The sequence below is a fragment of the Pyxidicoccus trucidator genome (genome assembly GCF_010894435.1).
GTDB lineage: Bacteria > Myxococcota > Myxococcia > Myxococcales > Myxococcaceae > Myxococcus > Myxococcus trucidator.
This window is the reverse complement of record NZ_JAAIXZ010000005.1, coordinates 195,959-219,547: the sequence shown is the minus strand read 5'-3', so window position 1 is coordinate 219,547 and position 23,589 is coordinate 195,959. Positions and strand designations below refer to the sequence as shown.

Here is a 23,589-nt window from a genome sequence, read left to right as displayed (position 1 = left end):
CCGCGGCTATGCGTCCTCCTCCCGGAAGGACTCGACGCTCGGTCCATCGATGCCGCTGGCGGCGCTCAGGAAGCCATCGCGCGCTCCCACTTCGTCGACAGGCGCTCCTCGAAGGAGCGCCTCCAGCCCCGCGCGCGTCGTCGGGAGCCCCACCTCGCGGAGCACCTCGGCGGCGTTGACATCGAGCCTCCAGAAGCGCTTGTTCGCGAGCAACGCCTCGAGCACCTCGCGCCGTGCAGCGGAGGGCTCCGCGTCGGCACCCTTCTCCCGTGTGACGGAGAGCGCCGCCCGGGCAACTCCGTAGACGGTGCTCAGGTCCGCCTGGAGCAGGGCCTGGATGAGCACGCCCTGGTGCCGCGCCCGCTCCCCGGCGGGGAGCAGCGTGAGAATCACCGCGGCTTCCGCCTTCCCCGCCCGCACCTGCTCCAGCAGCACCGCGACGGCCCTGTCCGTGTGCGGAAGGTGGAGGCGCAGCCAGCTCTTGGCGGCCTCGCTCCGGAGCTTCCCATCCTCCGAGCCCAGTGCGCGCTCGAGCGCCGCGCGAGAGGCGTCCTTCGCCGGATGGAGCGAAAGCATTCGCGCCGCGAGCGCCTGCTGGCTCGGGGTGCCCGCCCGGCCTTCGAGGAGCACGCACAGCGCACTGGCGGCGCGCGCGTCGTCGGTGAGGCCGAGCAGCACGGTCGCGGGCTCGCAGACACTCGGATTCGCATGCCGGGACAGCCGGACCCAGGCCTCCGCATGCTCGACGAGCGCGTGGAAGAAGAGGCCGTGGCCGGGTTCGAGGGCCCCCTTCCGCTGGCGGAAGGCCTTCTTCAGCGTGTTCGCGGCGTCGAGGTTGTAGCCACGGGTGCCCACGTCCGAGAGAAACGTGAGCAACTGCTCGAGCGTCTCCTCGTCCTTCATGTGCGAGGTGATGGCGCACAGGAACGGGAGCACCGGGCCCGCGAGCTCCGAGAGGGTGCCCTGGTGGTACAGGTCGTCGCCCAGCGCCCTGAGGCCATGCTCGACGGCCGCTCGTGTGTCGAGGGCGATGACGCGCAGCAGGCCGGGGACCTGCTCCGGGTCCAGGTTGAAGTGGCTCTTGAGGTCCGCCCACTCCAGGTCCATCGCCTGCTCCAGGAAGGCAGGCACGGGCTCCTCCTGCATCCGGGAGATGAGCGGCAGCAACGTCCCCAGCTCCACGGACGCTTCGAGCGACAGCCCGCCGACGTCGAGCTCCCGCGCCTCCGCGTCCCCACCATGGAGTTTCCAGGTGCCGGTGAGCCGCTCGCCCTCGACGGCACCCTCGGCCACCACGGTGCCGTGCTCGTCGAAGACGCGTCCGTGCCCTTCGCTCGACACCAGCTCCGTCCTCAGCCGGCCCTCGTCGTCGAAGTAGCGGACGCTGACGAGCTCATCTTCGGCGTCCCAGTGCTCCTCGCTCCAGATGCGGTCCGGGAGCTTTCCCTGGCGCTTGATGGACTCGCCCGAGGGGAGCGACTCGAGCTCGGTGAAGCCCTCCGGCCGGTCGAAGCTTCGGCGCCGCACCTGGCGGCCCGCCTCGTCGAACCAGGTCTCCTCCTTCAGCTCACCGTGCTCGCCCGGGGGCCGGTACTCGCGCTTGTGGCGCGTGCGGCCGCCCTGGAACTCCACCACCTCGAGGCCGCCCTTCAGCGTTCCGTCCTCGGCCTCTCCGGTAATCCACCACACCGTCCAGGTCCCCACCGGTCCCTGCTCGGCGTCCACCGTGCCGACCACCCACTGCTGACGGGTTGGAACCCAGACGGCCTCGGCCGGGAGGGCACCGGGGCGCGTGTGCTCGCCACGCGGATGGAAGGGCTCACCGGGAGGGAGCGCGAGGAGCCGCTTCGCCAGCTCCGGCTGACCCGCGAGCGCCGCGTCCAGCGCGGCCCCCGGCTCATGCCCGAAGCCCAGCGCGAGGAGCGCTTCGACCGCCTCGGTGTCGCCCAGCTCCGTGGCATGGACCAGCAGGCTGCCATTGCGCTTGACGTCTGGCAGGCGGCTGTCCGCGCTCCTCCGATTACCGGAGTGGTACGCCACCGTGACGAGCTCGCCCTCCAGCGTCCAGAACCGGTGCAGCCCCTTCGCCGTGCGCTCGTTCTTGAAGAGGCCCGTCTTCCACGTGCGCACGTCGTCGGTGAGGTAGGCGTCTTCCGGAAGGCCGGCGGGCCGCGTCGGAGCCGGCCTGCCGTCCACCGTCAGGGGCAGGTCCGCCGCGTCGAAGAACTGGATGCGCTTCTGCCAGCCGTCCTCGAACAGCACGCGCATCTTCCGGATGGCGGGCGGCAGCCTGGGGTTGTCCTCGTCCGTCGGCTTGTCGGTGAGGTGGAGCATGACCTCGATGACCTGCCCCTGGTGGCACTGTTGCTCCGCGGACCGCGAGCCGTCGGGGTGGTAGCGCACCGCGCGCCCGTGGGGGAGGTCGTCCTGGTGCTCACACTCCTCCTGGAGCGAGCCGTCCTGCCGCCAGAAGCGCCAGAGGCCCTGCTTCTTCCCGTCGACGCGTGGACCGTCGCTCCACTGCTTCGTGTCTCGGAGGTACTCGGCGCTGGACGGGACGCTCGCTGGACGGGCGGGGAGAGTCATGGAGGGGCATGACTATCAGCCGCCCGAAGGTGTATCCAGGTTGCAATCAAGAGTGCCGCTACAGCCGTCGGAGCCCAGGCCGCTCCCGCCCAGGGCCGTCCGTGCCAACGCAGACGTCTGCGGTGGCACGCTCCGATGCAGTGGCTGGAGGAAAGCAGGGCTGCGTAGTGCCACCAAGCCCGAAAATCACGGCGCTGCTAGACCTTTGGCTTGAGAGGGATGCAAGCCCAAATCCCGTAAAATAGCGGAAACCACGTAATTCAGGTTAAGTCCACCACACTTGCAATGGTGTTGCAGTATCTCCCAACCCCTGGATTCCGCATAGTGGTCGTGCCGCAGAGGCCCACAGCGGGTCTTCGCGTGCATCACCGCCAGGAGCTCAACGCCATGAAGAACATTCTGGGTTGTGTCTTTGCAGCCGCCGTGTCGCTCGTCGCCGCCGGGTGTGGGGGGGAGTCCGAAACCCCGTCGATGAGCCGGGAGGCCGCGCTTCGGGAGGCCTTCCGTCACGACAACTTCCAGGCCACCTACCAGATGCTGGAATCGCGCGGCGACGTGCTCGAGCCCTCCGCGGCCATCGTGGAGGAGGGGGCCGGCGCGCTCGTGTTGCGCATCCCCGTGACGGGAGAGAGCAAGACGGAGCTGGTCTTCCAGCGCCACGGGGAGGACGCGCCCCTGGTCTCCGTGCGGCGCGAGCTGCCGGAGGAGGACGTCTCCGCTGCGGCCGCCTGTGGCACCTATCTCAGCGCGAACTCGTGCAGCTTCGGTCCCTGGGACTCGGGCTCGGACTGCGACGGCGGCGCGCCGCTGTACAAGTATGACAAGTACACCCGCCGGTACTACAGCAACGGCCGGACCATTTCGTACGAGACCACCTGGTACGACTGCCGCTGGATGGCGCAGCCCAGCGACTGCAACAACACCTGCGGCTGAGCCCACGCCTCGCATCGCGGCGTCACGGCACCTGTCGCGTGCACGTCGCGCCCGGGGAACCGGCGGCGGGTCCGCCGGTCCCCGCCGCGCTCCGCCCGCCGGGAAGTATAGGAGAGATGGAGGCGCTGTTGAGGGTGGTGGCAGGTGCAAAGGGGCCGAGGAGGGCCGCCGACGGGTGCCGCTCGGGCTGTGCACCGGGCCGGTGGCGACGCGGTGCAGCTCCCTCTCATGGCGGTGATGACGACGTGGCGTGCCACCTACACCACCATCCTCGGGAGGGACCCCAAGGAGCACCCGGCGACGCTCGCACTGCTGCTGCCGGTCTCCCGGCAGCTCGACGACGCGGTGCTGCAGTCACAGCTCCCCAAGCCCTCCTGGCCCCGGATCCTGGCGGACCTGCAAAGGGTCGCCAAGGGCTTCGAGGCCGTGAGCAAGGGAGTGAAGGCGGGCTTCCCGGTGACGCCCGCCGACCGGATGGCCCTGACGGAGGTGGATGACGCCCTGAGCGAAGTGGGCACCGTGTAGGCCACGGACCCCCAGGCTCATCTCGCCGCGCTCGTCTCGCGGAGCCAGTCGGCGGCAACGCGCGCCACCTCGGCGGGAACCGAGTGGCCGCCCGAAAACTCGTGGTAGCGCACCTCGAAGCCCGCGGCGCCCAGCTCCGTGACGATTCGGCGGCCCGTCTGCTCGACAGGAAGCGCCGCGTCCTTGTCGCCATGTGCGATGAAGATGCGCGGCTCGCCTCGGGGCTCAGCTGCGTGAACGAAGCTCGGCGAGAAGGCGATGATGCGCGGGAACAGGTCGCCGTTGAGGATGCCCAACGACAGCGCATAGGACGCGCCAGCCGAGAAGCCCGCGAGGCTGATGCGCTCCGGCGCCACGGCGTAGCGCGCGAAGACGTGGGCCAGGGCCTGGTCCAGGAAGGCCAGGTCCTGACCGTGACGGCCCATCTTGTGGTCCCACGTCGTGTCCCGTGACTCGGGGAGCAGAAGGAGGAAGCCCTCGGCGTCCGCCAGAGGCTCCATCACCTCCAACATCTGCCGCGCGTTTCCACGCGAGCCATGCAGCAGCACCATCAGCGCCGCGGGCTGCTCCAGGCGATAGGAGCGAGGCACGTACAACAACCCATCGCGCTTCCCACCCAGGCCCAGGGGATGCAACCCCAGGGGGCCGTGCTCGCCTTTCACCGGCCCTGGGCGGGCGTGCACGCGCGCACTGGACTCGGGAGGGAGGACCTCGGCCGGAGCCTCGGCCGCGCGTGTCGTCTCCCGCTTCGCTCCACAGCCAATGAGGCACAGCAGCACCAGCATCCCGGTGGCGCGCAGAGCGCCCCTCGGGAAGGCTCGAGCACTTCCTGGAGTCCTTCGCTTCATCGCGTCGATTCCTCCCTCATGCGCGACTCGACGTTTCGAGTCTGAGCGTCACGTGGCCGGGACGCTTCCGCGCCCTGAATGAGCCTCCATGGGCGACGAAGGCATGCCTGACGAGCAGCGATGGAGGCGCCGCGACTCCGGCCGCGCCCCTCTCGCCCCATGGAGGAGGCCCCGTGCCGCGCCACCGGAGTACGCGCGCCCCGTCCGACCTATCGTCCGCTCGCCGCTGCCATGTAGAAGTGGATGCGCGTCACCGGCCGGTAGCCCATGCGGAGGTAGACGGGATGACCCGCCGGGGTCGCGTGCAGTACCGTCCGTTGCAGCCCCTGCGAGCGATGCGCCTCGGCGAGCGACTGGCGGATGACCGCCTCGGCGCAGCCGAGCCGGCGGTGCTCCTTCATCGTGGCTACCAGCGCGACGTAGGCAATGCCCTCAATGGGGAGAACCGTCGCGCAGCTCGCCACCTCCCCGTTGCGGTAGGCCACATAGCCCACCCCCTGCCCCTCGCCCGCGAAGTAGGCCGGCACATCGAGGGCCGCGCGTACCACGTCTCCCGGCGCGTCGTAGGCGTGCGCATTGGTGTCCGCCACGTCTTGCCGGCCCCGCGCATCCGCGGCCTGGCGGAAGTCGAGCGATGGCAGGGGCCGCACGGGTTCCATGAGGCGGTCGGTGACCATTCCGATGGTGTCCATGCCGGTCTGCAAGCCATGGGAGGCAAGCAATTCCGCGGCCCGCGGTCGCAGCCCGGGAGCCAGCCAGTCCTCGCAGACAGCGAGCATCCACCCGTTCCCCCGGGGCGCGAAGTAGCGGGCGGCGGCGGCCGCGGCGCTCCGCAGTTCCGCCTCCGTCTCCAGCGGGGCCGGGAGGAAGGCCACGTTCAGCATCATCCAGGAGACGTTGGACGAGGCGATGTGCACCTCGGGCAGGTCGAGGACCTCGCCGGTCGGGCTGTGCCGCGCGAAGTAGCGCCAGGCATTGAGGAACTGCGTATTGGATTCGAGAATCTCATCAACGGGCATGTCGTTTCCCTGACTCGAGGAGCTGCCATCCTACCTCTGGAGGCCCCGTCAGCCTCCCTCCGCTGCCGCTCCATGCCCCTCCCTCGCACGCAACAGTGCCCCTGTCCCTCCTATCGAAGATTCTCGCAAGGCCTGTATGTGAGGCTCAGGTCCGGGGCCGCCAGGTCAGCCACTCCCCCGGGCGTGCCAGTTCCACGTTCACCTTCCGCTTCCGCGCCGCTGCCAGGAGCAGCGCTTCCGCGCCCGGGACCTCCTGGTAGTCCTCGGAGGCCGCGACGCCATAGTGGATGGGAACGAGGAGCCGGGCCCCCAGCACCACGGCCGCCGCGACCGCCTGCTCCGGTGTCAGGACGGCATGTATGTCGCTCACGGGCTTCCGCCAGCCAAAGCGTGCCCCGTTGATGGGCAGGAATGCCGCATCGAAGGGGCCGAACTGACGCCCGATGTGCCACCAGGACCCGTGCCACAGCGTGTCGCCGCAGTGGATGATGCGACGGCCTCCTCCGGAGACAACCCAGGACACCTGGGTATCGCCGTAGCCGTCCGCCGCGGGAACGGCGGTGGCGGTGAAGTCATTGAGCAGGACGGGCTCGTAGAGCGGAGCGGACCGCACTCGGAACCCCGCCGCGGCGGCCGCGGCGGCCGTGTCCGGGGCGCACACCAGCGTGCCAGTGTCCCCCAGCACCTTGCGAACGGCCATCCGGTCGAAGTGGTCGGGATGGCGATGGGTCACCAGCACGAAGCGCCCGCCGTCGGCCACGTCCAGGGGGACGAGCGGGTCCTTCAGCGCGGGCCCCCACACAGCGGGGTCGAGCAATGGGTCCAGGAAGAGCGTGTCCTTCCCCAGCTGCAACCGCACTCCGGCCCAGGCCAGCCGCTGTGCGCGAAGCGCTGCGCTGTCGTCAGGCTTCGCCGCACGGCCCGTGCCAGGGGGAAGTAGCGCCGCGCCCGCGGCGAGGGAGACCGCCGCGCGTAGGAAGTCCCGGCGGCCGGTCCGCTCGGGCCGTGATGCCTCTGCCGAGGCCTGGAATGGCGTCATGCTCGTGAAGCTGTCTGTCTGGGGCATCCGTCCGCCTTCCTGGCAATGGGGCGCCAACGTTAAGGAGGCCCGCCTCCTGAGTGCAGCGAAACGATTTCGCGAAGTTGATGAACGGGATTCATGTGAAGCTGCCCTGGCATGCTCGAGCTTCGTCACTTCAAGCTGATTGCCGCGGTCGCCGACACCGGAAGCCTGGCCGCGGCGAGCCGACATCTTCACCTCACATCCTCGGCCCTGAGCCACCAGCTCCGCGACGCCGAGGAGCGTCTGGGCGTGCAGCTCTTCCTGCGCCGCCAGCGACGTCTGCTCCTGACCGGCGCGGGCGAGAAACTCCTCAGCTCGGCGCGACGGGTCCTGACCGAGGTGGCCCAGGCAGAGGCGCTCTGCCGTGCACACCCGCAGGACGACCTGCTCCGGCTCAGCACGGGCTGCTACACGGTGTATGGCTGGCTGCCGCCCATCCTGGGGCAGTGGCAGGCGGAGTACCCGCGCTCCGAGCTGCGCATCGTCCTGGAAGCCACGCGTCAGCCCCTCGACGCGCTGCTGAGCGGAGGGCTGGATCTCGCGTTGACCACGGACGTCCCACGGCAAGCCCGCCTGGCGCAGACCCCGCTCTTCGAGGACGAGCTCCTGCTGGTGGTTCCCGCGGGCCACGCGCTGGCGCGGCGCGGCCATGTCACGGCGGAGGAGCTGGTGTCGGAGCACCTGCTCACCTATGCCGCGCCCCGGGAGCAGCTCGATGTCTTCACGCGCGTGCTCTGGCCCGCGAACGTCGAGCCACAGCGGGTTTCACCCGTGCCCCTCACCGAGGCGCTCATCGAGTTGGTGCGAGGGGGGGTCGGCGTGACGGCTCTGCCCGGATGGATGCTACCGGCCCAGCGCCATGGACTGCACGCCATCCGGCTCACGCCCCGCGGAGTCCGCCGCCGCTGGAGCGCTGTCACCCGCACGTCCCGCCAGCGCCCCGCGTCGTTGACCCGCTTCATCCAGCTCCTGCGCGAGCGCTTCTCCTCGGGCGGACCGAAGGCGCCCCAGCTACCGGTGGGCATCGTGTGACGACTCACTCACGGGCGCGGCGCATAGGATGCGCCGACATGGACTTCCAGGAGCGACTCGAGGCGCTCACGCACCAACTCCGGCCCTGGTCCCCGCTCTGGTCCCGCTCCATCCTCCAGGGCTGGCCCGGGTCCGGCGCCGCCTATCCCGAGGACTGGTTGGCCTATGCCCGGTCGCTCGATGACGCGGGCGAGCGGCGCCTGGACCAGGGAGCGCTCGTGGGCGTCCCGCCTCCGTCCCTGGACGCGCTCCTGGGCGCGCTCCAGGAACTGACGGCGCTGCCCTGGCACGAGGGCCTTCACGCGCTGACGGTCTCGGAGACGCAGGGACTCAGCGCCAAGAAGACCCACGAGCTCGAGCGGGTGCTCGCCCTGCTCGCGCCGAGGACGCGCTTCATCCACCAGGCGGTCGATATCGGCGGCGGCATGGGACATCTCGCCCGCCTCTGTGCGCGGACGTTCGGGTGGACCTTCCACAGCATCGATCGGGACGCCGCGCTGCAGGACAAGGGCCGGCGGTGGCTGACGAAAACCCACCCCCCGAGCGGGGGCACCCTGTGTTTCATCCAGGCCTCCGTCGAGGACGGGCTCCAACCACAGCTCGATCCGCTCTTCTCCGGCCGGGACCGGGCCTCCATCGGTCTGCACACCTGCGGGCCGCTCGCCCTCACGCAGATCCGCAAGAGCCAGGGGGCGGGCTTCATCCTGAACATCGGCTGCTGCTACGACAAGCTGGAGGCCCCGCGGGATTACCCCGTCTCACGCTTCGGGGGCGCGCATCCGCTGCCCTTCACCCCGCATGCCCTGGCGCTGACGACGCGGGGACGGCATCACAAGACCGAGGTGGAGTTCGCGCGGATGAAGCGGGTGTACGCGTGGCGCTTCGCGTTCGATCTCCTATCGAGGCAGCGCTTTCCCGAGCGCGGCTTCGTGAGAGCAGGGGACGCGCCCCGGACGCTCTATGCCGGACGCTTCGCCGTCTACGCGCGCGACCGCCTGGAGCACCTGGGCCTCGCGCCCGGCATGACGGACGCCGAGCTGGATGCCTTCGAGGTGTCCGTTCGCGCCGAGACGCGGGAGCTTCTGCTCTGCCACCTGCTGAGGGACCGCTTCGCGAGGGCGTTGGAGGTCGTGCTCCTGCTTGATCGCGCGATCCTCCTGGAGGAGCTGGGCTTCCAGGTCGAGCTCCTCCAGCTCTTCGATCCGCGCCTGTCTCCGCGCAACCTCGCGCTCATCGCGTCGCGGAGCGCTTGAGCACGTGCCGGGCCGGCCCCGCCCGCCCCGCGTCTTGTCCGCGCAGCAAGGCCCACCGACCGGGCCGAAGCGCCGCACCGGCCGCGAGCGCTGACCCGCGAGGCGGGCCCCGGCACTCCAGGGCCCGCCCCTCACGGCTCACGTCACCCCATCACGGCAGGGCGCCGCCATTGATCCAACTGGAGATGCTGCTCAGGTTCCCCGCGGACAGCGGCGGGGCCCCCCCGGCCGGCATCTGGGCACCGCCGCCATTCGCCGGCGGACCCGCCTGCGTCCCGTTGAGCTTGTGCCACACGTAGCTGTTGTTCGGGCTGAACGGCTCGATGCGGTCCAGCGTGCTCTGCGTGGCGCCCACGTTGACGAGCTGCGCGTAGGACACGGCGGACGCCAGGCTGAGCTCCCCCGGAGGCGAGCCACCCGTGTGGCAGACCGTGCAGTTGGCATTCCAGATGGGCTGGATGACCGTGGTGTAGTCCGTGATGGGCGTGGAGCCACCGCTCACGTACGTCCCGCACAGCTCGCCGTCCCACCCGTTGCCGACGTTGCCGTAGGTGTCGCCGAAAATCTGGAGCAGACCGGGCTGGTGCGGCCCCGTGCTGTCCCAGAACAGGTCATGCGTCTTCTTTGCGTGAGGCATCACGTGCTGCACGCACACGCGGGCCTCGATGCTGCCCAGCCGGTTGATGAACTGGGTGGTGGTGGTGAAGGCCAGGTCCGGGTCCAGCTGCGAGACGTGGCACGTGCGGCAGCTGCGCCCCACCATGTCCCGGTACGTCTGTCCCTTGAGGGGCTCCGCGGGCACGTTCCAGCCCGGCACCACGTAGGCCTCGTTCTGCACCAGCGCGCCGCCCGCGTACCAGCCGTTGATGAGGTCGGTGGTGGCCGCGCCCGGGTTGGTGGGCAGCACGTAGTTGATGTTCAGCGACTTCATCTCGTCCTGCATGTCCGCCTTGGTGAAGCCCGCGAACGTGGAGAACTCATACGACTGCAGGTCGAACGGGAGGAACCTCGAGCCCATCTTCACCGACTCACGGTCCGGGAACGACGGGAAGCCGGGAGCGGGGACGTCGCCGCCGGGGTACGCGCCGTTGTGGCACACCATGCAGAGCTGGGGAATGGGCCGCGTGCCCAGGTTGTCCAGGTTGGCCTTGCCCACGCGGGTGCCCGTCTCATCGTAGACGTAGAACTTCACCACCCGCTCCGGGTCGTCGAACTCGTCGGGATTGCCGAGCTCCGACTCGACGGGAGAGAACTCCATGGCCACCGTGGCCACCGGCGTACCCGCCAGGCGCGCCTCCTCCACGTCCGCCGAGTCGGCCGTGCCGATGTTGCCGTAGTTGCTGACGTAGCAGGCCACCTCGTCCTGGCCGAAGAAGTCCAGCCGCTTCCGGCAGTGCATGTCACGCCCGAAGCCCAGGTCCACGTGGTTGGCGTACACGCCGCGCACCTCGCCCGCCGGGAAGCCGTTGTAGGTCTTGAACGTGTCCAAGGTGGGCCGCTTCGAGCGCGGGTCCGCCTGCGTGTAGTAGTTATCGGAGGCCTGCTCCAGCGCGTCCTTGAGCGCGTCCTGCACCGGGTCCGCCTCGTTCAGCTCGTCCAGGTCGATGGCGGCGAACGAGTCCAGGCCGTGGAGGAAGTCGATGGTGGGCGGCGGAATGACGCGGTCCTCGAAGTCCACCTCCGTGGCGCACGCGGCATACGGGAAGGCGGGCGCGTTGGGCGTGGTGGGGTTCTGCTCGCCGCCCGTGTTGACCACGAACGTGCCGATGGGGACGTTGCTGCCCTGGCGGATGGGCACCAGGACGATGTTGGTGTTCGTGGGCAGGTTATAGAGGGCGTGCAGCTGCGCCGCCGCGTTGTCGATGAGGACGGTGCGGTACACGGGCGCGGCGCCGGCCGGCATGGGCACGGCGATTTCCAGCGTGTACTGCGCGTCCGCCAGCGCACTGCTGTCCACGCGCACGCACGCCTGGTTGGTCTTCACCAGGTCCATGTTGATGATGGAGAAGTGCGGCGCCTGCGCCACGTACGCGGTGCGCGCGGCGTTGAGCGTGGCGGTCAGCTCCTCCTTCCAGATGCCCGCCACCTCGTCGTAGTAGAGCACGGGGATGGTGTTCGGCAGCACCGCGCCGGTGGCCAGCTGCGTCGGGTCCACCGGAATCGTCACGGTGGCCGTGACGCCGGGCTTGAGGTTGTACTTCGTGTTTCCGCTATAGATTTCCACCGTGCCGGCGCCATAGCTCTGCGCCACCAGCGTCTGTCCGTTGAGCGCGGCGGTGGTGAAGTCACCGGGCATCTGCGCGGACTTCAGGTCGATGGTGGTGAGGGCGATTTCGACGTTGCCCGTGGGCGCGCGGCCCAGCGAGTCCACCAGCCCGTTGGCGGGAATCTGCACGCGCATGCCGGGGCCGCAGGAGGGCTTCGGAGGCTGCGGGTTGGGCAGCGGCAGTGCGCCCTGCTCCCTCGGGGGCGGGATGACGTTGCCCTTGCCGTCCTGCCACTGCGGGGTGAGCGCGGAGGCGTACTTGCCCCTCCAGTCGAGCTTCTCGCTGGGCCGGCCCGGGCACTCCGACGCGCTGCGCTGGCTGGTCAGGTCGATGGCCAGCGTGGGATTGACCACCACCACGGTGGCGCGCTGCATCCTCCACCGACCGCCGGTGATGCCGCGGTCGTAGTTCTGCGACACCATGCCGTAGCCCGGCTTGCGCAGGTTGAAGACGTAGCGGTCCGCGTCTCGCGCGAAGACGCGGAAGAAGCCAGAGGTGTTGGTCGTGGTGGTGGTGTTGCCGGCGCTGGTGAGGATTTCCACCTTCACGGCGGACAGCGGGGCGCCGAGGTTGTCGGTGACGAAGCCGGAGAAGAGCACGAAGGCACCGTCGGTGCGCAGCGACAGCGACTGCTCCGAGTAGCCGCCGTGGCCGTCGTACACCAGCACGCGCGCGGTGAAGAGGCCGCGCACGTTGGGCAGCGTCCACTGCACGGACGAGCCCGACGTGGCGCTGAGCGAGCCCGCGCCCGCGTCCAGGCTCCACAGGTACTCGAGGGGGTGGCCCTCGCGGTCCTCCGCGGACGCCTTGAGCGTCACCACGGCGCCAGGTGCCGCGGACTTCACCCAGCGGCCCCCCGAGTCGCCGGCGTGGAGGGGCTTTACCCGGGGCGGAGTGTTGCCGAACCTCAGGTCCACCTGGTGCCAGGGCAGCCCGGCCAGGTTGGCGTCGGGGTGGAGGGGCTGGAGGACCTTGGCGCTCTCCATGGAGCCCCGCAGCACGACGGGGTCCTTCTCCGGCACCCGCGGCAGCAGGTACTCGCCGAAGTTGTTCACATACGTGTCGTACAGGCGGCCGCCGGACTTGTCCTGAAGCTCCACGCGGGCGAAGGCGTTGACGTTGTCCAGGGGGGACAGCTTGCGCGGCTTGGAGCCGTCCGCGAGCGACACCTTGCCCCAGACGACGGCGGTGGAGCCTGACGCATCGACGGGAATGAGCACCGTGCCCACGTTCTCCACCGGGGCGTTGACGGTGAACGCGTGCTGCGAGTCACAGCCGGTGATGAAGCCCGGAGCATCCCAGCACACCTCGAAACGGGTCTTCAGCTCCGCGGGGAGGGTGAAGCGCCCGCTCAGGTCCGTCTCGTCGGTATCGGTGGTCGCGCCCGTGGAGAGGTTGCGCAGGAACACCTTCACACCCGGCAGGTACACGTCGTGGCGCGGAAGACGGTCTCCGTCACCCACCCGAGCCGCGATGTAGCCCCGCACCAGCGGAGGCCGCGCGGTGCTGGCCGCCTGAGACTGCTGCGTCGGCGTCTCGGGCTCCTCCGGACGCGGGGAAGACTCCTGTTCGCCGACACAGCCGCCGAGCCATAGGGCGAGGAGCAGGGAAGCCCCCGCCGTACCTCTCATATTGGGTATCACGTCGTCCGCCTGTCTCTTGATGTGGACTGGGAGGCAACGACTCAGGCCCATCCCACGACGCCGCCCCCCAGCTGCTCCGGCGCGTGTCTCACGTGCCCTCCCTCGCGTGCACGACAGCGCACGCCAGGGCTCGGCTCATCCGCGTGTGGATGACACGGCCTGCGCGTCATCATGGGACGTGTCATCTGAAACAGTAAACACGACCCCGCAAAATCATTAACTCACGACAAGTCGGACAGGCACTGACATTCGCCTGGTTCACGTGCGGCCCCGGAATGGTGTCGCGCCATTGGAAACGCACATCTGCGGTTCCAGGCTAGACTTTGGCCTGTGCCTGCCAACAGGACCTTCGATTTCTTCGCGCTCGACCAGCAGCTGCTGCGCCTTGAATCACCGCGCTTCCAGGAAGCGCTCATCGAGGTGCGGGGCACCAAGGACGCTGGCGCGGCATGGGACCGGCTTCTCGGGCGGGGGTTGCTTCCGGCGTCCTGGGCGGAGCCGGGCCGGTGCGTATTCCGCGTCCCGCGCATTCCCACGCGGGGCCGCAACTCGGAGTATCGCGAGCAGCCCCGTCCCCGCTCCACGGAGGCCGTGGCGTGGGTGGCGGCCTCGGCGGAGGTGATGCTCGCGGTGGAGGCGCTCGCGTGGGAGGTGGCCGAGGCCCTGGTGCCCTGGGGCCAGTCCCTGCCGCGCAGGCTCGTGTGGCACGTGCTCCCGCGCCGGAAGCTCAAGCAGTTCGAGCTCCGGAGAGAGGGCACGCTCTGCCACGCGATGGCCATGCTGGATGCCCACACCGGCAAGGCCGCCCCGCGGACGCCCGGTGCCCCGGCGAGCACCGTCGCGAGGCTGTCCAGGCTGCGGGCCCGGGACGCCGCGCGGCGTGTGTTCACCCAGGACGTCTCGATATACGAGCACTGGGCACGGGCCGTCGCCGCCGGGGCGCTCGTACCTCGTGGCCCCTACCACGCCCAGTACCGGCGCGTAGGAATGGAGTACGTCCGCTTTCCCTTCTCCCTTCCCGAGGCACTCGTCGGCAGGCCCTACGCGGAGCTGCCGGACCCCTGCTCGCCGCTGATGGCCATCTGGGACGCAGGCTGCATGCTCGGCTGGATGAGCGATGACGCGCTGGTTCTCCACCTTCCGCCCCCGCCCCTCGACGCCAGCGCGGCCCGCGAGGCCCAGGTGGCCCGGATTCCGAAGTACCGCGTGGGGACCGCGCGGGCCGTGCCGAGGGACGCGGCGCTGGAGTTCTTACGGCCGTTCCTCGCGGGCCCGGTGGACCCGGGCGCGTCAGTGTTCCATTGCGACGATGGTTCGGTCGTGCACTTCCGTGCGTCGGATACGGAGGGGCTGGTGTTCGTGGAGCTCCAGTGCCAGTTCCACGTGCGAGAGCGTGGCGTCAGCACCGGGCACCTGACGGACTTCGCGCGGTTCTGCGAGCGGAGCGGGAGCCAGGTGAAGCGCCGTCGCAACGGGCACCTCATCCCCGCGTCCGGGGCGGCGCTGTTCTCCGACGCCAGGAGCTCGCCCGCGTTCAGGATGGCAATGCACCTGGCGGGGCACCCGAGGGACGTCCGAATCCCGGAGTGAGCGCGCCGTCAGTCGTGTTCGGGGACGGTGAGGTGCTCCACGGCCCCTCAGCGTTGGCGACCCTGCCTGCCGCAGGCTCCACGACACCGAGGTGCGAACCGTGTCAGACCGGGTGTCTACGGTGCGCTTCGCCATGGGGCCCACAGGGCCATCCATGGGCGGATGGCCCGTGCGGGCCCCGCATCCGAAAGGAGTGTTTCCATGATGAAGCGAATGGTGGGGATGGGTCTGGTTCTGTCGTTCCTCGGTGTTGGCGGCACGGCCTGGGCCGGGTACCGGGACAACTTCCCCGTGGTCGTCGACAGCACGAACCGCATGTTCTACGCCAGCATGGGCGGGGCCCGTAACTCCTCCGACAACTTCTCGTTTGTCGAAATCGTGTTTCAGGGCGACAGCAGCACCGGCGAGCGCGCACTTCTCGCCGCCCGGAATGCGTCGGGCCAGATGGGCTTCTGTATCGCGACCTCTGCTTCGGTGCTGTCGGCGCTGAAGGGCATCACGGACGACGGGTATCTTGTCGTGTATTGGGATGCGAACCTCAACTGCACCTCCGCCGAGGTGCGCGCGACGTCCTACCTGGACCCGAGGAATCCGTAGCCCTCACCGGCTCGGCCCGCGCCTCCTGCCTGCCGTGAGGAGGCGCGACGAGCGCTCGCTGGTGGCACGCCGTTTCCCGGCCGAGAGGTTCTCATGCGCATCCCATCGACAGTGTCTCGCATCGGCATCCCGCTCCTGACAGCGCTGGCGGGCTTCTACCTCGCCCAGGCGTTCACTTCAGGTCCACCCGCCGACGAGCTGATGATGCGGCTCGAGCGGCAGGAAGCGCGGATGGAGGCGCTGGCGCGCAGACTGGAGGCGCTACCGACGAGCCTCTCCGTCGCTCCCGCCCCACGGGCCACGGTGGGCATGGACCTCTCGGGACTGCGAGAGGAACTGCGCCAGATGCTGCGGGAGGAATTGCGCACGGCGGTGGCCTCCGCGGATGACGGCCCAGTCCCGGAGAAGGAGCAGACTCCACTCCCGCCCACTCCGGAGAACGTGGCCGCCTACGAGAAGGTCCAACGGCTGGTGGACGACAGCCTCGTCTCCGGAAGCTGGGGCCGCACCCAGATTCAAGAGCTGCGCAAGCTTCGGGGCCAGATGACCGACGCGCAGTACATGGAGCTGGTCCGCAAGCTGCTGATGGCCCTCAGCAACCAGCGGCTCCGGCTGGAGGACCCCGGTTCACCCATCTGAGGACGCATAGAGGGATGGGGGCCCTGTTCAGGCCGTGGCCCCGAGAGACGCGCTGGAGCTGCTGCTGGCACGCACCCGGGAATCGGTGCTGGGCGTGCAGCCGGTGGCTCGCTGGGCCCTCGCTTCCGGGCTAGCGAAACGGGGTGAGGTAGACATAGGTCACGTCAGCGTCCGTGGCGCGCCCATCGTGCATCGGGGGCACGCGCCCGTGGTACGCGATGATCTGGTCATCCGGGCCGAGGTGGAGCTCCATCGGGGCAATCGCCAACCCGACGAAGAAGCTCGTCGCACGCATCCGCACGGTGTCCCCATTCAAGGTCAGCTCGAAGCCGTAGGTGCTGCCTCGGTCCCAGAACGTCAGGGGGACGGCCCGGCCTGCGCGCAGCTCAGGCAGGTGCGTGCGTACGAAGCGAAACAGCGTCGGCCCGACGACGAGGTCTGCCTCGCGGGCCTCTCCGCCATCGAAGGAATGTGCTTCGCCGCGTTGACCGTGCACCTCATCGAACGCGATGAGCCGACCGTCAACGTCTTGCGTCGCCTGTTGCAGCACGACCGTCGTTTCGCCAGCGAAGGTGATGTGTGTCGAGACGCGCTCGCCATTCGCGCGCTCGATGACGCGTCGTTCGTAGCGAAAGGCGGGCGCGGTGCTCCCCTCTGGCGTCACCGTACCGACGTAGACCAACTCACCATGATTGGCTGCGGGAGTCGTCAGTCGCGACGCCTGCGCGGAGGAGAGGGGGACGTGCCCACAGCCCACTGCGCCGCATGCAAAAAAGAAGAGCGAAACCAGTCGGTTCATGCGGAGATGATGCTGAACGAGGGAGCCGCCAACAATGTCGCAGGCCGCCAAACCACTGTCCGAAGGCGACATCGCCGCATGCAACGTCATCCCGGCATTCGAGACGTCGCTCCGGTTCGGCGCCACCGAGGGCGAACTGGCAAGTCGGCTCGGCTGGCGCCGACAGGCGTTGCTCGAGCCTGACGCGCGCGTCAGCGGCGCGTCGACGTACGCGCACATGGAGCTGATGTTCGAGAAGCCCCGCTATCCCGAGTTCGTCGTCGCAGCGGTGCGAGCGTATGACGCCAAGAGCCTCGGTGTTGTCGGCCTCGCCTGCAAGACCGTGCCGACCCTCGGCGTGGCGATGGCATGTCACGCCCGCTTCCAGAGGCTGACCAACCGCACCGCGACCTACCAGACGGTTCTCGCAGCCGACGGTTTGCACATCCGCGAGCAGCGAGACGATCCTCGCTTCGGCAGCGAGCTCATTTCCGACTACACGATGCTCGTTGCCGTCCGACTGCTTTCCCTGCTGAGCGACTCCCCCATCCCCGTGAGGGCGGTGTACAGCCGCCGGGCGGGGATTCCCGCGCGGGAGCGCGCGCTCTACGCGGAGACACTCGGCGCCGCCGTGACGACCGGCGCTGACTGCGCCGCGCTGGTCCTGGAGCCAACCGTCTCGGAGTTGGGCGTGCGCAAGGCGGACGCCGAGATGGAGAGCTACTTTCTCGGCATCCTCGAGCGCGCCCTGCCGACGCCCGATGACGCTCCGAGGCTGCTCGTCCAGGTGCGCGCCGTCATCCGAGACCACCTCCAGCAGGGCGCGCCGACCCTGGGGGGTGTCGCCCGAGTCCTGGGCCTCGGTGAGCGCACGTTGCAGCGCCGCCTTGGCGAGCTCGGTCTTGGCTTCCAATCGCTGGTCGACGACACGCGCAGGGCGCTGGCGGAGGGGTATCTGAAGCAACCGGAGCTGTCACTGGCCGAGGTTGCATACCTGCTCGGCTTCGTCGAGCAGGCGTCGTTCTTTCGAGCCTTTCGACGCTGGTACGGCATGACGCCTCAGGCCTACCGGAAGCGTCTCTCGCCGCTGTGACGCCCGCCGCCCGCGCTCTGGGCGAGAGGCGCGGGCCTGCCTCTTCTTCTACTTGGGAATCATCGCGTAGGCATGGGTCGCGCCGTTGTGCACGCCGGTGCCGACGATGACGCCGGTTTCGCTGATGCCGAAGGCCGAATTCGAGGTGCCCGTCAGGAGGTTCCAGCCGGAGCCGGCCGGCAGGAGGTCACCCAACCGATAGGTGGTGACACCGTCGAAGAGGAAGGGGACCGACGACGCGCTGGAGGCGTTGCCCACGACCCAGCCCGCCGAGTTCACGCCACGCGCGGAGCCCTGCGACGTGCCCGCGGGGAGGGGAATCGCCCGCATCCCATTCGCGCTGTCCCAGATGAAGGGCACCCCAGAGCCCTGGTTGTTCATGCTCACACCCACCACGCGGCCGTTCTCGCTCACATCGTAGGCGATGGCGCCGTTGCGTCCCGGCAGGCCGCCCACATCGGTCGCGGTGTTGGTCACCGAGTTGTAGACGATGCCCACGTTGCGCGCGCTGTTGTTGGGGTCGACTCCGATTCCCACAACCAGGCCGGCGTTGTTGATGCCAAAGGCCGAGACCAGGTAGCACCCGGTCGGCGTGGTCTGGGTGATGAGCTTGCTGGCGCCGCCCGAGTACAGCACTGCGCGCTCCGAGGTTCCGCCTCCCGCCGAGCCGACCGCCACCATGGAGCTGTTCACGTCGTTCGCGCGCCCGGCCGACTGTCCGGGCGGGAGCGGCAGCTGCGAGACGGCTCCGCCCTGCCAGAGCAGCGGCAACGGGTTCACGCCGGACGCGGTCGTCGTCCCGGTGCCAACCACGGCGCCGGCATCATTGGCCCCGTTGCCCGCGCTGTAGATTCGAGACGGGGAGGTGAGGTTCGGCAGGCCGACGAGCCCGGTGGCCTGGGTCCAGCGATAGGTCCGGTTCTGGCTGGTGCCGAGTGAGCGCCCGGTGACGACGCCGCCCGGGGAGATGCGAAAGGCCTGCGAGGCGATATCGGACGACTGGACGGTGCCCAGGTCGATGATTGTGTACTGCGGCGGGGCTGCATTCGCCACGCCGCCCAGGGCCAGCAGGGACAGGGCGAGGGTTCCCAACCTTGAAGCATTCCGCATGGTGCTCCTCCTGATGAATGGTGCGCGAGCTGCCCGACTCCCCGAAAAAGCCGTGAGCCGGGTAACTGTTGTAGCTTCACGTGGAGTGCGCGAGCCATCAGGGCGCCCCCTAGAAGGGCCTAAGGAATCCCCTACACGCGCCCGGGCTCAGGAGGGTTCGCCCGGCACCAGCCCGTGCCAGACAGCGAGGCGGACGAGGGCCGGCACGTCGCGGATGTCGAGGCGCTCCATCAGCTGTGCCCGGTGGGCCTCCACCGTCTTCACGCTCACGCGGAGCCGCTCGGCGATGGCGCGGGTGGCATGCCCCTCCGCGATGAGCTGAAGGACCTCGCGCTGGCGGGGCGTGAGGAGGTCGAGGGGGCGCGCGGCCGGCGCCTCCTCGGTGACACGCAGGAAGCCCTCCACCACGCTCTGCGAGACGGCGGGGCTCAGGTACGTGCGGCCCTGGCGCACCGCCTCCAGCGCCACCTTGAGCTCCGCCACGGCCGCGTCCTTGACCAGGTAGCCGGCCACTCCCGCGCGCAGCGCCTGGGCCACATACTCCGCCGCGGTGTGCATGGAGAGCACGAGCACGCGGGTGGAGGGGCTGACCTTCGGCACCCGGCGCGCGACCTCGATGCCGTTGAGCCCCGGCAGCGAGATGTCCAGCAGGAGGACGTCCGGCTGCAGGCGGTCCGTCAGCGCAAGGGCCGCCTGCCCATCACCGCACTCGGCCAGCACCTCGATGTCGCCGAACGTGTCGAGCAGGGCCCGCAGGCCCGCTCTCACCAGTTGGTGGTCATCCGTCAGCACCACTCGCATGATTCTCCTCCATGGGATTCTCGTCCCGGGCCATCGGCACCTGACGGGGTCGTCCGAGCTGTGTGCCAGGCCGGCGTCGGCTCGAACTCCTACGACGTCTGCAAGAGGAGGGTGGCGTAGGTGCCGCTACAATCCATCGCATACAGCTGCTCATTGCCGGTTGCCATGATTCTGCAGGCCTGGCTCGGGTCTCCCAGGCGCTTCCGGCCTGAAAAGATGTTGCGCCCAGTCACTCCCTTGGCGAAGTGTCCAAAGAGCGTCTTCCATCCCTTCTCGGGCACGAACAGCTCCAGCTCGACGCCGCGGAGGGTCTGGGCTCTACGGGTTTCATGGACAATCACCGTGGCCACGAAGTGCGCGAAGCTTGGAAAGCGTCCCCCCTCGTACGCGTCGATGGAAAATGAGGCATCGCCATACATGACGATTCCCGCCCGCTTGCCCTCGGAGAGCGCCATGAAGCTGATGTTCTGCTTCGTGCCGGTGAGGTCCGAAAAGCTGTCCTGGCTTCCGGGGTTCTTCGTTCGGAGCTCAAGAGCGGCGCCGTCAGGGCTGGTGATGAGCATGTGGGGCGAAAGGAGCCTGATGACTTCATCCCGAAGATTGTTACCCATGATGGCCTTCCCTTGTTGACCGCGTGGCACGGTGTCTCTCGACGAGGTCATGGGTGGGCTCGACATGACGCGCTCCCTGGGGGCCTCCGGGGGTGGCCACGAGCTGCCGGTACTGGCGCGGGCTCAGGCCCGTCACCTGCTTGAACTGGCGTGACAGCGCGCTCTGGTCGCAGAACCCCACCGCCAGGGCGATGGCGGCGATGGATTGCTCCGAGTCCACCAGCCGCTCCGCCGCCGCGTCGATGCGCGTCTTCATGATGAACTGCCCGGCGGAGAGCTGGAAGATGCGCCGCATCCTTCGCTCGAATTGCGCGGCGGACATCCCAGACCGACGTGCCAGCGCGTCGATGCGCAGCCGCTCCCCGTAGTGCGCCTGGATGTGGTCGATGGTCGCCGCGAAGCGCTCGTCCACGCGCCCGGCCCGTCCGGGCTCGTGCACGTCCCTGGACAGGCAGGCGAGTCCCATCACCTTCCCCGCGGCGTCGAACAGGGGCACCTTGCTCGTCAGGCACCAGCCCGGCTTCCGGTTGTTGAAGAGCGTCAGGTCCAGGTTGTCGACCAGGGCGCGCCCCGTCCGGAACACCCGCTGGTCCTGCCGCACGTAGCGGTCCGCCATGTGACGGGGAAACAGGTCATGCGCCGTGCGGCCCACCGCCGCCGCCTTGCTGTCCAGGCCGCAGCGCTCCGCGCAGGCCTCGCTGATGCACACGTACCGTCCCCGGGTGTCCTTCACCGAGAAGACGATGTCCGGCACCCGGTCGAACAACGCCTCCGCGAAGAACGGATTCGCCACCTGCCCCATGAAGTCCGCTCGCCAGTGCTCCAGGTCCGCGCGTGCTTTGGTGGTTTCCATACGCCCTCGCAAGGGAAAGACACAAGAATCACAGATTTACTCACGACTACCTTGATTACCGCGTGAAACCCCACGCGTCCCAGTCGAGGAGCACGAAGCCATGAGCCCCCCATTCACGAACGGGTATCGCTGTCATATCGCCCTCGCAGTCTGTCTCACCCTGTTCGGAGCCGGCGCATCCGCCCGCCCCGGCGGCCCCGCTCCCGCCGAGGCCCTGAGGACACATGGAATCGACCACCCCCACCAGCGAATCCGCACCGACGAGCGCCCGCCGGATGTCTCCCCGGAGCGGCTGCGGGAATCCCTCGTGCCGCATGCCCCCGCGAGGGCGCAGCTCGCCGCCTGTGACACGGCGGCATTTGCTTCCGCCAGTGGCAGCGCGCTCGTCACCCTGGTGAAGGGCTCCACGCTGGAATGTGTCAACACGCTGTTCAGTGTCACGGGCACCCTCGCGGCCCAGGTGTTCGTCGAGAGCAAGATGGTCACCCTCGCCAACGCGCTCACCACGGACGCGCGAGCCTACACGGGAAGCAACACCGGCGGGACACTTCAACTCATCCTCTTCCTTCGAGCCGGCTACTACGTGCAGTTCTACAACCCGGACGTCGTGGGCAGCTACGGCACGGCCCTGAAGAATGCCATCCGCCCTGCCCTGGCCGCCTTCGTGGCCAACAGCCACTTCACCGATGTCAATGACAGTCATGGCAGCGTGCTGCGCGAGTTCGTCACCCTCATCGACAGCGCGGGCGAGAACGCCCTTCACCTGGGCACCTTCAAGGGACTCCTCGACCGTTTCAACAACACGGCGCTGTCCTATTGGTACATGCGCAGCGCCACCAACAACGTGTTCGTCGGCCTGTTTCGCGGCCACTACAACGCGGACTTCGTGGCGGCGGTGAACCAGGACACGTCCATCGTCGACACGCTGAGCAGCTTCGTGAGCCGGAACGAGCACCTGCTGGGAACCGACAACCAGTACCTCACCGTCAACGCCGCACGCGAGCTGTCCCGCTTCCTGCAATACACGGGCGCGCTGCTGGACAAGACACGGCCCCGGGTGAAGGCACTCATCGTCGGCCACTCCATGACGGGACCGGGCGCGGGCGTCTGGGTGGGCGCGGCGGAGATGGCGGACTACTACGACGGCGCCAACTGCGCGTACTACGGCATCTGCGACTTCCGGCGCGCGCTGGAGCAGGCCGTGCTCACGGTGTCCTACTCCTGCGGCGCCACCCTGCGCATGCGCGCCCAGGACATGACGGCCCCGCAGCTGAGCCAGAGCTGCGGCCAGCTCGCTACGCAGGAGACGGACTTCCACGACACGCTGAAGACGAACCGCGTGCCGGTGGCCGGCGACGGCAACACGGCCCTGGAGATGGTCATCTTCGACAGCAGCCTGGACTACCAGACCTATGCCGGGGCGCTGTTCGGCATCGACACCAACAACGGGGGCATGTACCTGGAGGGAGACCCCGCCGCCGCGGGCAACCAGGCCCGGTTCATCGCCTACGAGGCGGAGTGGCTGCGCCCCACGTTCAAGGTCTGGAACCTGGAGCACGAGTATGTCCACTACCTGGACGGCCGCTTCGACCTGAAGGGCGACTTCGGCGCCAGCATCAGCCAGCCCACCATCTGGTGGATTGAAGGCCTGGCCGAGTACGTCTCCAAGAAGGACGACAACACCCAGGCCGTGTCGCTCGGCACGAGCAAGAGCTTCCAGCTCAGCCAGGTGTTCCGCAACGACTACAACAGCGGCACGGACCGCGTGTACTCCTGGGGTTACCTGGCCGTGCGCTTCATGTTCGAGCGCCACGCGGACCAGGTGGGCACCATGCTCGGCCACTTCCGCGCGGGCAACTATACGGCCTACCGCCAGTACCTGGACGGGATTGGCACCACGCGCGACGGGGAGTTCCACCAGTGGATTGACTGCGTGGCCACCGCGACCGACCCGACCACCTGTGTCAATCCCGGTCCCGGCCCTGGCCCGAGCACGCCGCCCTGCACGGACCCCGACGTCCGGATCCTGGGCAACGGCTGCTACCGGGACACCCTGGCCTCCACCTACGAGCTGTACTTCTACCTCTGGGTGCCCTCCGGCGCGCGCAACCTGCGCGTCCAGATGAGCGGGGGCACGGGCAACGCGGACCTGTACACCCGCGCCAACCAGTGGCCGACCCTGACGGCGTATGACGCCCGGCCCTATCTGCCCGGCAACGACGAGACGGCGGTCATCTCCAACCCGGCGACCGGCACCTGGCACTACCTGATAGTCAAGGCCCGCGCCCCCTACGCGGGCGTGAGGCTGGAGGCCCGCTTCGACACGGGGCCCTGACCCAGGGCAGGAG

19 protein-coding genes are annotated in these 23,589 nt (G+C 68.9%); 9 read left to right on the top strand and 10 right to left on the bottom strand.

The genetic code is table 11. The features are described from left to right. Positions 1 to 6: 6 nt before the first annotated feature. On the bottom strand, positions 7 to 2,586 hold the full coding sequence (locus G4D85_RS16790; protein ID WP_164013105.1) for a hypothetical protein: 2,580 nt from the start codon (positions 2,584 to 2,586) through the stop codon (positions 7 to 9). A 387-nt stretch (positions 2,587 to 2,973) separates the two neighbouring features. Between G4D85_RS16790 and G4D85_RS16785 the strand changes: the two genes are divergently transcribed. Beyond that, positions 2,974 to 3,519 (top strand): hypothetical protein, encoded by a 546-nt coding sequence (locus G4D85_RS16785; protein WP_164013103.1) that lies wholly within the window; start codon positions 2,974 to 2,976, stop codon positions 3,517 to 3,519. A 213-nt stretch (positions 3,520 to 3,732) separates the two neighbouring features. After that, complete coding sequence (locus G4D85_RS16780; protein ID WP_164013101.1) at positions 3,733 to 4,044, top strand: hypothetical protein; 312 nt, start codon at positions 3,733 to 3,735, stop codon at positions 4,042 to 4,044. A 17-nt stretch (positions 4,045 to 4,061) separates the two neighbouring features. Here G4D85_RS16780 and G4D85_RS16775 read toward each other — a convergent pair whose 3' ends face one another. The 3 genes from G4D85_RS16775 to G4D85_RS16765 form a co-directional block, all read right to left on the bottom strand. Beyond that, complete coding sequence (locus tag G4D85_RS16775) at positions 4,062 to 4,892, bottom strand: alpha/beta hydrolase (RefSeq protein ID WP_205525571.1); 831 nt, start codon at positions 4,890 to 4,892, stop codon at positions 4,062 to 4,064. 209 nt (positions 4,893 to 5,101) lie between these two features. Further along, positions 5,102 to 5,911 carry a GNAT family N-acetyltransferase gene (locus G4D85_RS16770; protein ID WP_164013099.1) on the bottom strand — a complete coding sequence of 270 codons (810 nt, stop codon included), beginning with the start codon at positions 5,909 to 5,911 and terminating at the stop codon, positions 5,102 to 5,104. A gap of 145 nt (positions 5,912 to 6,056) precedes the next feature. Further along, positions 6,057 to 6,977: an MBL fold metallo-hydrolase gene (locus G4D85_RS16765; protein WP_164013097.1), complete on the bottom strand. Its 921-nt coding sequence runs from the start codon at positions 6,975 to 6,977 to the stop codon at positions 6,057 to 6,059. Positions 6,978 to 7,088: 111 nt separating this feature from the next. Here G4D85_RS16765 and G4D85_RS16760 point away from each other — a divergent pair, with 111 nt between their 5' ends. Both G4D85_RS16760 and G4D85_RS16755 read left to right on the top strand, forming a co-directional pair. Beyond that, positions 7,089 to 8,006, top strand: a complete 918-nt coding sequence (locus G4D85_RS16760) for a LysR substrate-binding domain-containing protein (protein ID WP_164013094.1) — start codon at positions 7,089 to 7,091, stop codon at positions 8,004 to 8,006. 38 nt (positions 8,007 to 8,044) lie between these two features. Beyond that, positions 8,045 to 9,259 (top strand): methyltransferase, encoded by a 1,215-nt coding sequence (locus G4D85_RS16755; protein ID WP_164013092.1) that lies wholly within the window; start codon positions 8,045 to 8,047, stop codon positions 9,257 to 9,259. Between the two features lie 151 nt (positions 9,260 to 9,410). On the opposite strand, the gene G4D85_RS16750 is transcribed toward G4D85_RS16755, so the two are convergent. Further along, a complete protein-coding gene (locus tag G4D85_RS16750) occupies positions 9,411 to 13,157 on the bottom strand; it encodes a carboxypeptidase regulatory-like domain-containing protein (protein ID WP_164013089.1) in 3,747 nt (1,248 codons plus the stop codon). Positions 13,158 to 13,499: 342 nt separating this feature from the next. On the opposite strand from G4D85_RS16750, the gene G4D85_RS16745 reads away from it, so the two are divergent. The 3 genes from G4D85_RS16745 to G4D85_RS16735 all read left to right on the top strand — a co-directional run bounded on the left by G4D85_RS16745 (position 13,500) and on the right by G4D85_RS16735 (position 15,995). Further along, positions 13,500 to 14,759 carry a hypothetical protein gene (locus G4D85_RS16745; protein ID WP_164013087.1) on the top strand — a complete coding sequence of 420 codons (1,260 nt, stop codon included), beginning with the start codon at positions 13,500 to 13,502 and terminating at the stop codon, positions 14,757 to 14,759. A gap of 201 nt (positions 14,760 to 14,960) precedes the next feature. After that, the gene (locus tag G4D85_RS16740) at positions 14,961 to 15,356 is read left to right on the top strand and encodes a hypothetical protein (RefSeq protein WP_164013085.1); all 396 of its coding nucleotides are present in this window, start codon (positions 14,961 to 14,963) and stop codon (positions 15,354 to 15,356) included. Positions 15,357 to 15,449: 93 nt separating this feature from the next. Continuing rightward, the gene (locus G4D85_RS16735; RefSeq protein ID WP_164013083.1) at positions 15,450 to 15,995 is read left to right on the top strand and encodes a hypothetical protein; all 546 of its coding nucleotides are present in this window, start codon (positions 15,450 to 15,452) and stop codon (positions 15,993 to 15,995) included. A 130-nt stretch (positions 15,996 to 16,125) separates the two neighbouring features. Here G4D85_RS16735 and G4D85_RS16730 read toward each other — a convergent pair whose 3' ends face one another. Next, on the bottom strand, positions 16,126 to 16,794 hold the full coding sequence (locus tag G4D85_RS16730) for a hypothetical protein (RefSeq protein WP_164013081.1): 669 nt from the start codon (positions 16,792 to 16,794) through the stop codon (positions 16,126 to 16,128). Positions 16,795 to 16,828: 34 nt separating this feature from the next. Between G4D85_RS16730 and G4D85_RS16725 the strand changes: the two genes are divergently transcribed. Beyond that, positions 16,829 to 17,866 carry a helix-turn-helix transcriptional regulator gene (locus G4D85_RS16725; RefSeq protein WP_164013079.1) on the top strand — a complete coding sequence of 346 codons (1,038 nt, stop codon included), beginning with the start codon at positions 16,829 to 16,831 and terminating at the stop codon, positions 17,864 to 17,866. A gap of 48 nt (positions 17,867 to 17,914) precedes the next feature. On the opposite strand, the gene G4D85_RS16720 is transcribed toward G4D85_RS16725, so the two are convergent. The 4 genes from G4D85_RS16720 to G4D85_RS16705 form a co-directional block, all read right to left on the bottom strand. Then, on the bottom strand, positions 17,915 to 18,976 hold the full coding sequence (locus G4D85_RS16720) for a DUF3466 family protein (RefSeq protein ID WP_164013078.1): 1,062 nt from the start codon (positions 18,974 to 18,976) through the stop codon (positions 17,915 to 17,917). Between the two features lie 147 nt (positions 18,977 to 19,123). Then, positions 19,124 to 19,777, bottom strand: coding sequence for a response regulator (locus G4D85_RS16715; protein WP_164013076.1), 654 nt, complete (start codon positions 19,775 to 19,777; stop codon positions 19,124 to 19,126). Positions 19,778 to 19,866: 89 nt separating this feature from the next. After that, positions 19,867 to 20,388 (bottom strand): hypothetical protein, encoded by a 522-nt coding sequence (locus G4D85_RS16710; protein WP_164013074.1) that lies wholly within the window; start codon positions 20,386 to 20,388, stop codon positions 19,867 to 19,869. Continuing rightward, positions 20,381 to 21,241, bottom strand: coding sequence for an AraC family transcriptional regulator (locus G4D85_RS16705; RefSeq protein ID WP_240359323.1), 861 nt, complete (start codon positions 21,239 to 21,241; stop codon positions 20,381 to 20,383). Before G4D85_RS16705 ends, G4D85_RS16710 begins: the two co-directional genes overlap by 8 nt. Positions 21,242 to 21,341: 100 nt before the next feature. Between G4D85_RS16705 and G4D85_RS16700 the strand changes: the two genes are divergently transcribed. Then, complete coding sequence (locus G4D85_RS16700; protein ID WP_164013072.1) at positions 21,342 to 23,576, top strand: M9 family metallopeptidase; 2,235 nt, start codon at positions 21,342 to 21,344, stop codon at positions 23,574 to 23,576. The last annotated feature ends 13 nt before the right edge of the window (positions 23,577 to 23,589 follow it).